This is a genomic window from Stenotrophomonas sp. 05L44_2 (assembly GCF_056665995.1).
The window spans coordinates 1-12,487 of the sequence record NZ_JBFTNR010000018.1; the positions used below are offsets into that span (position 1 = coordinate 1).

The following is a 12,487-nucleotide window of genomic DNA, read 5'->3' on the forward strand; positions in this document are numbered from 1 at the left end:
TTGTCGGTGGCCGCACATGATGTGCACGGGGCCCTTGCGGCTCCAATCAGAATTGTTTGAAACCCGAAAAATCCGGGCGCCCAAGGCAGTTGTCGCCGAAGGAGTCGATAGCGTCAAACAGCGCTGACAGCTTCGCGAAAGCGCCGGTTGCTACCGTGCCGCGGGTGAAATGGAAACGAATGCTTGGTGGCTGCCGTGAGGCGCTGCGCACGATCGATCTGCCGTTGCTGATCGCGTTGTTGATCCTGATGGGCGCAGGCCTGGCGGTGCTGCACAGCGTGAACGGGCCGGTGCACGGGCAGGCGATGCGCTTTGCCGGTGGCCTGGCAGCGATGTGGCTGCTGTCGCGGGTTTCGCTGCTGCGCCTGCGCGCGTGGACGCCGGCGATCTATGCACTGTCGATGCTGCCGCTGATGGCGGTGTACGTGATCGGCACCGGCAAATACGGGCAGCGCTGGCTCAACCTCGGCGTGTTCTACCTGCAGCCTTCGGAACTGCTCAAGCTCAGCCTGCCGTTGATGATGGCCTGGTATCTGCACCGCCAGCCGCTGCCGCCATCGCCGCGCACGGTGCTGACGGCAGCGGTCCTGATCGGGGTGCCAGCCGTGCTGATCCTGATGCAGCCCAACCTGGGTACCGCCACCCTGGTGACGGCCAGTGGCGTGTTTGCGTTGCTGCTGGCTGGACTGCAGTGGCGCTGGGTGGTGGCCGGCTTGAGTGCGGTATCGGTGGCTGCGCCACTGGCGTGGTTCGGGCTGCTGCGGCAATACCAGAAGAATCGCGTGCTGACCTTCCTGGATCCGGCTGCCGATCCGTTGGGCACCGGCTGGAACATCCTGCAGTCGCGCATCGCCATCGGCTCGGGTGGCATGCAGGGGCGCGGCTGGGGCCACGGCACACAGGCCACGCTGGATTTCCTGCCCGAGTACACCACCGATTTCGCGTTCTCGGTTTTGGCCGAGGAATTCGGCTGGATTGGCGTGGTGGTGGTGTTCGCCCTGTATCTGTTCGTGGTCGGGCGTTGCCTGTCGATCGCGGTGCAGGCACGCGACACGCACGCGCGGTTGTTGGCCGGCAGCCTCGGCCTGGCGTTCTTCGTGTACGTGCTGGTCAACGGCGGAATGATTTCCGGATTGCTGCCGGTGGTGGGCATTCCGATGCCGTTGATCAGTTATGGCGGCACCTCGGCGGTGTCGTTGCTGGCGGGGATCGGGCTGGTGATGGCGGTGCGGGGGCATCGGCCGGTGCACGCGTAGGTTTCCAGCCAACGGCGCAGCCCCTCGTGGTGGGCGGCGTTTGAAGGCAGAAGCCCTGGGGTGGCCGGGCGGGATGGGTTTGCGGGGGACGCCGTGAATCCCCAGACCGGCCCAGCCGCTGGCGGCTGGGCGTTCGGGCGCTTGCGAAGCAGTGCTTCGCAATCAAAGCGCCCTCACCCCTGGAGGCTTGTCCGCGGCATCCATGCCGCGGACACCCCCCGCAAACCCATCCCGCCCGGCCACGGACAATTTCCGTGCGCGTCCACCACGGAAAAGAAAGAGAAGATCAAAAGCCGAAGCGGGTCGCTCCGCTCGGCATCCACGCATGGCGTGGATCTACTGGCCGTCATCGGAAACTGTCGGGGGTGGGGCGGCGTGGGGCTGCAGAACCGTTGGCGCCATGGATGGCGCCATCGAGCCCCCATGGATGGGTTAACGGCGTGTCCTGCAGCCCCACACCCCCCACCAAACCCACAGAAATCCAGAGCCGCTGTTGCAGTTGCAGTTGCTTCCAGCGGGTGCAGGGCGGCAAGCCCTGCAGAAAAGCACAACTAGGTCACCCAGCCCGCGATCACCAGCAGGGCCAGCACCGCCAGCCACAGCAGCAGCATCCGCCACACCAGGCTCATCGCATCCCGCAGGTCCGGCAACCGCTGCCACACCGGCAGCAGGCCCGCTTCGGTGTAATCGTGAGCGTCCTCGCGCAGCTCGGCATTGACGCTGGCACGCGCCACCGCACCCAGGAAACCAATGCCACCGGCCAAGCGCTCACCATGCGCCTGGCGCCATGCCTTCCAGGCCGTGTCGAAGTTGCCGACCAGGGCCATCGAGAACGCCATCAACTGCGCCACCGGCCACTCGATCCAGCCCAGCAGCCGCTGTGCCAGCGCCAGCGGCTCCACCGGCACGCGCGCACGCATCGGGCTTTCCGCCATCAGTGCCAGCAGGCGATAACCGAGAGCCCCCACCGGGCCCAGCAGCAGGAACCAGAACAGCACCGCGAACCAGCGCCGCAGGGCGTTGAGCACGGTCGCCTCGACCAGTGAAGGAACATCCTCACGCAGGCTGCCACCGGCCGGCTGCAGGTTGCGTACCGCCGCCTGCCGGGTCGGCGCATCGTCGGCATCGATGATCGCCTCGATGTCGCGGTCCAGATCGCGCGGGCCCCAGCACCAGGCCAGCACGGCCACGCCCAGCAGCAGCGCCGGAAGGCCGAACAGCACCCCGCGCAGCAGCCAGGCGACCAGCGCCATCAGCAGCAGTGGGGGTACGATCGCCAGCGCCACGCCGGCGGCCCCCTGCCAGGCCCGACCACCGCGCGCGTCCAGCCAGCCCAGCCAACGCCGGAAGCCGTCGAAACGGCGCAGCGACGCGGCAGCGGCCGGGGCGACATGGCCAAGGGCCAGTGCCACCAACACGGCGACCAGGGTGGTGAACATGGCAGGTCTCCCTACGAGCGAGCGTTCGGCGTCGCTACCTTACCTGTCGCAGCGTCGCCGTCAGCGGTGAACCGTACTGTAACCGGCAGCGTGTTCAGGTGGCGGCAATGCTGGCACCGCCGGATGCCGGTTGCTGGCGGTACCAATGCTCGATCAGGCCCCGCGAAATGGAAATCGGCGGTGACAGACGGATGCCTTCTCCATCGTCCTCGACGTCACGCGCGAGGGCCGCGCCAACTTCCTCGGCGCTGAACCAGCGCGCGTCTTCCAGTTCGCCATCCACGGTCGGCACGTCGTCGTGTGCCTGCGCACGGAATCCGACCATCAATGCGCCGGGGAACGGCCAGGGCTGCGAGCCCAGGTACTGGCAGGCGGTCACCCGCACCTTGCTCTCTTCGTGCACTTCGCGCGCTACGGTCTGCTCGAAGGTCTCGCCCGGCTCGACAAAGCCGGCCAGCACCGAATAGCGGCGCGGCGCCCAGTTGGACTGGCGGCCCAGCAACAGCCGGCCCTGGTTTTCAACCGCGACGATCACGGCCGGGTCGACGCGCGGATAGTGTTCGGTCGCGCACTGCGGGCAGCGGCCGACGAAGCCCCCCCGGGCGAACGTCACGGCGCTGCCGCAGACACCGCAGAAGCGGGTACGCGATTGCCAGTAGGACATGCCACGGGCGTAGCTGAAGGCGGTCGCATCGGCCACGGTCCATAGCAGCGCGGCCTGGCGCAGATCGAGCCGGCGTGGCGCGGTGACCGTCACGCTGGCCGCTTCCACCGAGAACCACGCCTGCTCGCCACGCAGGCCGAGGAAAATCGCGACACCCGGCCCGCCACCGACATCGGCGCCGGTCAACGCCAGCGGCTGGTCGTCATCACCGGTGAAGGCGGTGCCGTCCTGGTCCAGGACAAGAATGCGCGCATCGGGCCACAGGCGCGCCAGAGCATCGGCATCTTCGCGCATGGCATCGGCGCGCTCCAACGGTTCACCCACGAAGGCAAAACCGGAAAGCGGCGAAGGAGAATTGAGCATCCAGCTAGCCTGCCGCCAATCACGGCAGGTGGCAAGCCGCAGACTGTGCAGAAACCCGCCTGTGGTTGCAGTAACGGTCATCCACGCATGGCGTGGATCCAGCGAAGGCAGCGCGCGGGGTGCATGCCCCACGCCCTGCAATTACATGCTGAAACTGCTGCCGCAGCCGCAGGTGGTCTTGGCGTTCGGATTGCGGATCACGAACTGCGCACCGGTCAGGCTCTCGGTGTAATCCACTTCGGCACCCATCAGGTACTGCAGGCTGAGCGGATCGACCAGCAGGGTGACCCCGCTGGTCTGCACCGCCAGGTCATCGCCGGCACGGTTCTCGTCGAACTCGAACCCGTACTGGAAGCCCGAACAGCCGCCACCCTCGATGTACACACGCAATGACAGGTCGGGGTTGCCCTCGTCCTGGATCAGTTCCTTGACCTTGGCCGCAGCGGCCTCGGTGAAGTTCAGCGGCCGATCCAGCGACTGGTAGTCGGGCGCGGCGGCCGGCGTGGCGCCGGGGAGGGAGACGAGCGTGTTCATGGGCTCAGCATGGGGGCGCCGGCGCTGGCTTTCAAGCCATCGCCTCGGCCAGCTTGCGGCGGGCGGCGGTGTCGCCCTTGCCGTCAGCGGACGCTTCGCCTTCCGGCGCCGGCAGGGCCTGCATCGGGGCGCTGGCATGGATCAGCCGGCCGTTCAGCTGGGCACCCGCATTCATTTCCACCACTTGGTAGTGAACATTGCCGTTGACCCGCGCACTCGGGGTCAGTTCGACCTTCTCGGTGGCATGGACATCGCCGTCCAGGCGGCCACTGATGACCACCACTTGGGCGCGGATCTCGCCTTCGATCACGCCATGCTCGGCGAGGGTCAGGGTCGCCGCGCTGGCGCCCTCCTGGGCAATCACCTTGCCGTGGATGCGACCTTCCACGTACAGGCCACCACTGAATTCCACATCGCCACGGATCACCACCTGGTTGCCGATCAGGGCATCCACCACCAGTTGGCCATCACGGCTGGATTTGCTGCTTCCGAACATCTGCCTACTCCCCTTTGCTGGCCGGTGCGCCGGCCTGTTTCCAGTCGAATACCTGCGTGGTGCCCCCCGCACCACTCCCCAATGTCACCTTCACCCGTTGCGGGGTGAAGTCAGCCGGCAGCATCACGCTGCCGGTGAGCTGCTGGAAGTACCGGAACGAGTAATCCTGTCCCGGCACCTTGCTGCGCTGGTGCAGCTCGTCCCAGCTGATGGTGGCCAGCTTGCCGTTCTTCACGCCTTCCACCGTGAAACGCATCTGCCCTTGGCTGATCGCTCCGCGGTTGAGGTTCTGCGTCAGCACCACGCTGTACTGCCAGGTGCCGGCCGATTCCGGGCTGAATTCAATCGAATGGGTGTTCAGGCCCTTGCGCTGGCTGGTCGAGCCCACCAGGCGTTCGTAGAAGGCGACGTCAGCGCGCAGGCCGGCGATCTCTTCATCGCGCTCRSCCARCGAGGWCTGCACYTCRTTGTTGGCGGCSCGGCTGATGCGGTCCGACGCYTSCAGCGTGGCCTGCTTCTGGCGCAGTTCGGTCAGCTGCGTCTGCAGCGTATCGGCGCGCTTCTCGGCAGCCTGCACGCGCTGGCCCTGTTCACCGCGCGGCGTGCCCAGCCAGCAGCCACCCAGCACCGCAAGCACCAGGCTGAGCAGCCAGATGCCGGCGATCACCAGCAGGCGACGGCGGTCGGCGGGTGGTTGCGCGGCACCGGGAAGGCGGACCTGCACGCGCATGGGAGGGCGGTTGTTCATGGGTAGTCTCCGTGGCAGCGCCGAAGCGCCGCCAGTACGGCCCCTGGGGCAAACGACGGGCTAGTGTATGACAGGAACGGCAGGTTTCCCCGGTGCCGGCCGGTACCAGGCGGTGGCATTCAGCCACTCCATGGTCGATAGTGTGGCACCCCGCACAGTTCCGCCGCCGGAGCCCGCCATGACCGAAGCCCACCTGTTCGTGATCGGCATCCTGCTGGCCTGGCTGGCCGGCATCCGCGTTTACCYCACCGTATTCGGCGTCGGCATCGCCGGCCTGCTCGGCTGGGTCGACCTGCCACCGGCGCTGCAGGCCACCGAGTCGTGGTGGGTGCTCGGCACGTCGGCGGCGCTGGCCATTGCCGAATTCTTCGCCGACAAGATTCCCGGCGTGGATTCAGCCTGGGACCTGGTGCAGACCCTGGCGCGCGTGCCCGCCGGCGCTTTCCTCGCGGCAGCGACACTGTCGCCCGATGGCGACCTGGGCACCGGTGCACTGGTCGCCGGCGCGGGCGTTGCGCTGGCCAGCCATGGCCTGAAGGCCGGCACCCGCGCCCTGCTCAACACCTCACCGGAACCGGCCAGCAACTGGGTCGCCTCTGCGGCCGAAGATACCGTGGTGATCGGCGGCTTGGCGCTCGCGCTGGCGCATCCATGGATCGCGCTGGTGGTGGTGCTGGCCTGCAGCCTGGCCGGCGCATTGCTGGTCTGGCTGGTCTGGCGCACCCTGTGGAAAAGCGTGCGCTGGTTGGCACGTGGCGGCAGCGACGACGGACAACGGCAACCGCGTACCGGCTGATCGGCTGGCTTGTCGCATAATGGCCGCGAACACCAGGAGCATCGATGGCCGCAAACGAATCCGTCGCGGGCCCCCGCCCGGGACGCGCTGAAACCCCTCCGGCCGATCATTGGCAACGTTGGGCCGCCCCCTCGGCTGCGGCAACGCCTGCCGAAGCAGTACTGGCGGTGTCAGAGGCACCCGCCCTGTCGGTGCCCGGCGACGGCGCGCGACTGGCGGCTCCGCCGCCCCTGCCCTCCACCGCCGCACTGCCCGAGGCGGGCAACAGTGACATCCCGCCTGTCGATGCCGACTCGCCCTACCGCGTGCTGATCGTCGAAGACGATCGTGCCCAGGCGCTGTTCGCACAGAGCGTGCTGCATGGCGCCGGCATGCAGGCAATCGTGCTCGGCGATGCCGATGGCGTGCAGCAGGCCATCCGCGAGCAACGCCCTGACCTGATCCTGATGGATCTGCACCTGCCCGGGCTGGATGGCATGCGGCTGACCGCGATGATCCGCCAGCAGCCCGGCATGCAGCTGCTGCCAATCGTCTTCCTCAGCGGCGACCCGGATCCGGAGCGCCAGTTCGAAGTGCTCGACTGCGGTGCCGACGATTACCTGAGCAAGCCGATCCGGCCGCGCCACCTGATTGCCGCGGTGGCCAACCGTATCCGCCGCGCACGCGCGCAGGCAGCGACCCTGCCCGGTGCCAACGGTGCACCGGCCACCAGCAACCCGGAAACCGGGCTGCCCACGCGCCACCACGTGCTGCAGCAACTCAACGCGACGCTGGCCCAGCACGACCGCGGTGGCGTGTTCTTCGTGGAAATCTCCAGCGCGCTGGGCCTGCGCGAGCGCTATGGCTATGCGGCCTTCGAGCGGCTGATGGTGCAGGCCGGGCAACGCCTTGCCGAGGCTGGCCATCCGCACCTGCTGGCGCGCCTGAACGACAACAGCTTCCTGCTGCTGGCGCGCAACGCCGATGAGGACAGCCTGGAAGCGATCGCCGGCACCCTGCGTGAGCAGCTGTCCGCGCGCGCCTTCGTGATACGCGACGACGAGTCGGTACACCTGCGTGGCGTGGTCGGCTACGCGCCGCTGTCGCCGGGTTTCGACGATGCCAGCAGCGCCCTGGAAGCAGTCGAACGTACCACCCTGCAGGCACGCCTGCTCAGCGCCGGCGTTGCCGGCCACGTGCATCGCCAGGTCACGACCGAGCAGGAGCACCTGGCGTTGCTGGAAGGCCAGCTCGAGCTCGCTTACCAGCCGATCGTCGCCGTCGCCGGCGGCAGCAGCGCGCAGTACCAGTTGCTGCTGCGCCTGCGCCGGACCGATGGCAGCGTGCTGACCGCCGGCCAGGTGATTCCGGCAGCCGAGGCGGCCGGCCGCATCGCCGACCTCGACCAGCAGGTGCTGGAGCATGCGATGGGCCTGCTCGACCTGTATCGCCACGCCACCCAGCCGCTGAACCTGTTCGTCTCGCAGTCGCTGCGTACCCTGCAGCGCGATGCCTTCGCCGACTGGCTGCTGGAGTCACTGCAGCAACGCCGCCTGCCCGGCAGCGCGCTGGTGATCGACGTGCGCCTGCCCGATGCACTGATCCACACCGTGCCGTTGCAGCAGTTCTGCCAGCGCATGGCCAGCGTCGGCGTGCGCTTCTGCCTGAGCCAGTTCGAACCGGGCAGCGAAGCCCTGGCGCTGCTCACCCAGCTGCCACTGTCGTTCGTGCGCATGGCCGCACGCTTTTCCAGCAGCCACTCCAACCCCGATACGCGCGAAGAACTGCGCCGATCGATCGAGCAGGCGCATGCAGCCGGCCTGCAGATCATCGGCCAGCAGATCGAGGACCCGCAGGCAGCGGCCGCGATGTGGGTCGGCGGTGTCGATTACATCCAGGGCAACATGGTGCAGTCGGCCGGCAGCGACCTGAACTTCGACTTCCACAACGCGGTGCTCTGAGTGTCACCGACGGTCGCGCTGTTGGCGGTGCTGGCGCTGGCCATCGTCGCCCTGCTGGTACTGGGCCTGCGATTGCGTTCGCGCAATCGCGCGCTGGCGGCACTGCAGCGCGAACGCATCACCCTGACCAGTGAACGCGACCAGCTGCGGCGCACCACCGAGCGCCAGGGCCAGCTGGAACATCAGCTGCTGCAGGCCAAGCAGGCTGCAGAAGCAGCCGTGCTGGCCAAGGGCGAATTCCTGGCCAMCATGAGCCATGAAATCCGCACGCCKCTCAACGGCATCCTGCCCATGCTGGAGCTGATTGCCCGCGGCCCGCTCGGCGAAGACCAGCGGCAGATGCTGGCCACCGCCTCGGCCAGCTCGCAGCAGCTGCTGCGCATCGTCGATGACATCCTCGATTACTCGCGCCTGGAAGCCCAGGCGCTGGAGCTGGAGATCACCAGCTTCAACCTGCGCGAACTGCTCGATGGCGTGGTGCAGCTGCTGCAGCGCGCCGCCGAGGCCAAGGGCCTGACGTTGAGCCTGCAACTGGATCCGGCCGTGCGCCTGCCGGTACGCGGCGACCCGGTGCGCCTGCGCCAGGTCCTGGGCAACCTGCTGGCCAATGCCATCAAGTTCACCGCACGCGGCCAGGTGCAGTTGCGCGTGCAGCGGCTGGGCGAAGGCCCCGCCCAGCACCAGCTGCGTTTCGAAGTGGTCGACACCGGCATCGGCATCGATGAGGCCCTGCAGGCGCGGCTGTTCCAGTCCTTCAGCCAGGCCGACGCGTCCACCACCCGCATCTACGGTGGCACCGGCCTGGGCCTGGCCATCTGCAAGCGCATCACCGACCTGATGCATGGCGATATCGGCGTGCACTCCACCCCAGGCCAGGGCGCAACCTTCTGGTTTGAAATACCGCTGCTGAAGGTTCCCGGCGACCTGCCGGCGCTGGCCCGCTCGCCGGCAGCGCTGCTGCTGTACACCGCCGATGCACAGCTGCAGCCACGCGTCGAACGCATCGCCGCGCACCACGGCCTGCAGGTGCAGCCGCTGGCCAGCATTGATGAGGCAATGGAACGCCTGCGCGCAGCACCACGCCCGGGCCAGAGCACACCGGCATGGTTGCTGGTCGACGCGCGCCACCGCCGCAATGGCGAGGTGGCCCTGCAGCGCGCCTTGGCCGAGCGCGGTGCCGACGACGCACTGCAGGTGCTGTGGCTGCAGGATGATCCGGTTGCAGCACGGCCGCGCCAGCAGCAGCTGCACAGCACATTCAACGATGCCGACCTGCACGCGCTGCTGGCGCAGCCAACCGCTACCGCGCGACCCGCAGCCCTGCTGGCCAACGCCGAAGACGCCAGGCCGGCCGCCGCGCTGCCACCGCTGGATCTGCATGTGCTGCTGGTCGAAGACAACACGGTCAACCGGATGGTGGCCGAGCACCTGCTGCGGGTCTTCCAGTGCCGGGTGCGCAATGCCGCCGACGGCGAGCAGGCCCTCGCACTGCTGCGCGCAGGTGGAATCGACGTGGTGCTGATGGATTGCCAGATGCCGGTGCTCGACGGCTACAGCGCGACACAGCGCTGGCGCAGGGAGGAAGCCGAAGCCGGGCGCACGCGGTTGCCGATCATCGCGATGACCGCCAACGCCATGGCCGGTGATCGCGAACGCTGCCTGCAGGCGGGCATGGACGACTATCTTTCCAAGCCGATCACGCGTGAAGCGCTGCATGCGCTGCTGCAGCGCTGGGGCCGGGTTTCCGTGGATCGCGGACATGCACCGCTGCCGGAACCCGTGCAACCTGCCGCAACCCCGAGCGTGCCCGACGGCGAAAGCCTGGACGATGAACGAACGCGCGCGATCCCGATTCCACAGCCGGTGCTTGATCGCAGTGTGCTGGATGAACTGCAGGCGGTGATCGGCGATGCCGCCGCGCAGATCGTAACGGTGTTCCTGGAAGATGCACCGCAGCTGGTGCAGCAGCTGCAGCAGGCGGCGCAGGGCAACGACATCGAACGCCTGCAGGCGCTGTCGCACAGCCTGAAATCCTCCAGCGCCAACGTCGGCGCGCTGTCGCTGTCAGCGGTGGCGCGGCGGATCGAACTCGAAGCCCGCAGTGGCAGCCTGCAGCGCCCTGCCGTGGCAGTGGCGCTGCTGGTGGCGGAGTTCGCCCGCGCGCGCGTGGCGCTGACCGGCTACCTCGCCGGCCAGGCCCGTTGAATCACTCTTCGAGCTTGCTCAGCAGGTACTTCGGCTCACCGATGCGCTCGATCAGCTCCAGCTGGGTTTCCAGCCAGTCGATGTGCTCTTCCTCGGAGTCGAGGATCTTCACGAACAGCTGGCGGCTGACATAGTCGCCGACCGAATCGGCATAGGCCACGGCCTCGCGCAGGGTGACTACGCCATCGCGTTCCAGCGACAGATCGCACTGCAGGATCTCGGTCGGGTTCTCACCGATGCGCAGCTTGCCCAGCGCCTGGAAGTTCGGCAGGCCTTCAAGGAACAGGATGCGATCGGCAAGCATGTCGGCATGCTTCATTTCCTCGATCGATTCCTTGTACTCGTGTTCGGCCAGTTCCTTGATGCCCCAGTTCTTGAGCATCTTGGCGTGCAGGAAGTACTGGTTGATCGCGGTCAGCTCGTTGTAGAGGACCTTGTTGAGGAATTCGATGACCTTGGTGTCGCCCTTCATGGGGATGCTCCTGCACGCTGAAATCGCGGGCACTGTAGCGCCTTGCGCGCGCGCGTGAAGGAACGCGAATCGTGCGCATTGGCCACTGCGGCCAGCAATGAAGACCAKGAGAGCGTGGCGTCAACGCGCCGCGAAACGACTCAGGCGACCTGCGCCAGGCCCAACACCGGCAACGGCAGATCGTGGGTGGCACGCGCCTTGGCCAGCAGTTCGCCGGCCATGTCCAGGCAGGAACCGCAGGTGGCGCCGCATCCGGTGCGCATGGTCAGCTCGGCCACCGACGTGACGCCATGGCTGGCGGCTTCGCGGATCTGGTGGTCAGTAACACCGTTGCAGATGCAGACGTACACGGGCGGGAACCAGGGCAGCAGGCCAGTAGCGGCCTGGTCGCTATTCCAATGGAAACGAGAATGGTTGTCAATCAGAGACCTGAACCATTCTCGATACGGTTCAGAGTACCGTCGGATCCACACGGTACGAGGCGGCTACAGGGACAACAGCCCAAGCGCCAGCACCGGTGTACTGAAGAAGACGATCAGCCACTGCACACCACCACCTGCCGCTCTCACCCGCAGCAGGTAGTCCGCCAGGAACAGCGCACCCGCACAGGTCGCGAAGGCGAGGCAAACGCCCAGCCCAAGCGGCATCCATGCGATGTCGCCGAGGACCACCGCGCTCAACAACAGCCAGGAGAGGCTTGCCAGACGGACAGCCAGTTGCTGCCGGAAATACCCGGCAGACGTGCGTTGCGACCGTTCGGCCCGCTCTTTGCGCAACCTGCCCGTCAAACGGCTCCCGGTTCACCCTTTGCTTTCCGCGGCCAGTACCCGCCGCGCATGGGCGTGCGCTTCCTGGGCCTGTCGTGGCCGGCCGCGTGGCCTGGCATCCAGGCCTCGGCAGCGCTCTTGGGCATGGCACTGATGCCCTGCCCCGCCACCCCCTGGGCCAACGGCGCCAGATGTCGCAGGGCGCGCGCATAGACGCCACGCTTGAACACCACCACATGCTCCACCGGATACCAGAAGTCGACCCAGCGCCAATGATCGAACTCGGGCGAGTCGGTATGGTCCAGGCTGACGTGGGCTTCATCACCGGTCAGGCGCAGCAGGAACCAGACCTGCTTCTGGCCGATGCAGACCTGGCGTTCATTGCGGCGGATGGCACGCGCCGGCAGCTTGTAACGCAGCCAGCCCGGTGTCGCCCCAAGCACTTCAACGTGCTCCGGCAACAGCCCGGTCTCTTCCTGCAGTTCACGATACATGGCCTCGACAGGCGTCTCGTCGGTGTTCATGCCACCCTGCGGGAACTGCCAGCCATCCCGGCGCACACGTCGTGCCCAGAACACCTGCCCGTCCTGCCGCATCAGCACGATGCCGACGTTCGGTCGATAGCCGTCCGGATCGATCACGATGCGGACTCCTAAGAAAATCTACTGGTTGGGACTATCCCATGCCGTCTGTCGGGCCACAAGCACGATACAAAGGTGTTGACAGTCCTTGTACACATCAGCAGAATAGCGGGCTCACCAAGGCTATGTAGCTCAGCCGGTTAGAGCACAGCACTCATAATGCTGG

General features: G+C 67.1%; 13 protein-coding genes. 4 read left to right on the top strand and 9 right to left on the bottom strand.

Annotation, left to right across the window (positions count from 1 at the left end; genetic code table 11):
• Positions 1-179: 179 nt before the first annotated feature.
• A complete protein-coding gene (rodA, locus tag AC1VAN_RS01170; RefSeq protein WP_032976536.1) occupies positions 180-1,256 on the top strand; it encodes a rod shape-determining protein RodA in 1,077 nt (358 codons plus the stop codon).
• Between the two features lie 551 nt (positions 1,257-1,807).
• Here rodA and ampE read toward each other — a convergent pair.
• From ampE to AC1VAN_RS01195, 5 genes are all read right to left on the bottom strand, one after another.
• Complete coding sequence (gene ampE / locus AC1VAN_RS01175) at positions 1,808-2,695, bottom strand: regulatory signaling modulator protein AmpE (protein WP_312966031.1); 888 nt, start codon at positions 2,693-2,695, stop codon at positions 1,808-1,810.
• Between the two features lie 94 nt (positions 2,696-2,789).
• Positions 2,790-3,722 (bottom strand): NAD(+) diphosphatase, encoded by a 933-nt coding sequence (nudC, locus tag AC1VAN_RS01180; protein WP_025874632.1) that lies wholly within the window; start codon positions 3,720-3,722, stop codon positions 2,790-2,792.
• Between the two features lie 141 nt (positions 3,723-3,863).
• Positions 3,864-4,256, bottom strand: a complete 393-nt coding sequence (gene erpA, locus AC1VAN_RS01185) for an iron-sulfur cluster insertion protein ErpA (protein ID WP_025874631.1) — start codon at positions 4,254-4,256, stop codon at positions 3,864-3,866.
• Positions 4,257-4,287: 31 nt separating this feature from the next.
• On the bottom strand, positions 4,288-4,752 hold the full coding sequence (locus tag AC1VAN_RS01190; protein WP_025874630.1) for a bactofilin family protein: 465 nt from the start codon (positions 4,750-4,752) through the stop codon (positions 4,288-4,290).
• Between the two features lie 4 nt (positions 4,753-4,756).
• Positions 4,757-5,500, bottom strand: coding sequence for a DUF6776 family protein (locus AC1VAN_RS01195; RefSeq protein ID WP_480985118.1), 744 nt, complete (start codon positions 5,498-5,500; stop codon positions 4,757-4,759).
• Positions 5,501-5,678: 178 nt separating this feature from the next.
• Here AC1VAN_RS01195 and AC1VAN_RS01200 point away from each other — a divergent pair, with 178 nt between their 5' ends.
• From AC1VAN_RS01200 to AC1VAN_RS01210, 3 genes are read left to right on the top strand one after another with little or no spacing between them, the layout of a single operon-like run.
• Positions 5,679-6,296, top strand: coding sequence for a DUF4126 domain-containing protein (locus AC1VAN_RS01200; RefSeq protein ID WP_480985119.1), 618 nt, complete (start codon positions 5,679-5,681; stop codon positions 6,294-6,296).
• Between the two features lie 44 nt (positions 6,297-6,340).
• Positions 6,341-8,236, top strand: a complete 1,896-nt coding sequence (locus AC1VAN_RS01205) for an EAL domain-containing protein (protein ID WP_312963949.1) — start codon at positions 6,341-6,343, stop codon at positions 8,234-8,236.
• A complete protein-coding gene (locus tag AC1VAN_RS01210; RefSeq protein ID WP_480985120.1) occupies positions 8,237-10,441 on the top strand; it encodes an ATP-binding protein in 2,205 nt (734 codons plus the stop codon).
• Position 10,442: 1 nt separating this feature from the next.
• On the opposite strand, the gene bfr is transcribed toward AC1VAN_RS01210, so the two are convergent.
• From bfr to AC1VAN_RS01230, 4 genes are all read right to left on the bottom strand, one after another.
• Positions 10,443-10,913 (bottom strand): bacterioferritin, encoded by a 471-nt coding sequence (gene bfr, locus AC1VAN_RS01215; RefSeq protein ID WP_025874625.1) that lies wholly within the window; start codon positions 10,911-10,913, stop codon positions 10,443-10,445.
• 140 nt (positions 10,914-11,053) lie between these two features.
• Positions 11,054-11,263 carry a (2Fe-2S)-binding protein gene (locus AC1VAN_RS01220; protein WP_032951724.1) on the bottom strand — a complete coding sequence of 70 codons (210 nt, stop codon included), beginning with the start codon at positions 11,261-11,263 and terminating at the stop codon, positions 11,054-11,056.
• Between the two features lie 135 nt (positions 11,264-11,398).
• Positions 11,399-11,689, bottom strand: coding sequence for a hypothetical protein (locus AC1VAN_RS01225; RefSeq protein WP_312965556.1), 291 nt, complete (start codon positions 11,687-11,689; stop codon positions 11,399-11,401).
• An 8-nt stretch (positions 11,690-11,697) separates the two neighbouring features.
• On the bottom strand, positions 11,698-12,321 hold the full coding sequence (locus tag AC1VAN_RS01230) for an RNA pyrophosphohydrolase (protein ID WP_025874624.1): 624 nt from the start codon (positions 12,319-12,321) through the stop codon (positions 11,698-11,700).
• Positions 12,322-12,487 lie beyond the last annotated feature (166 nt).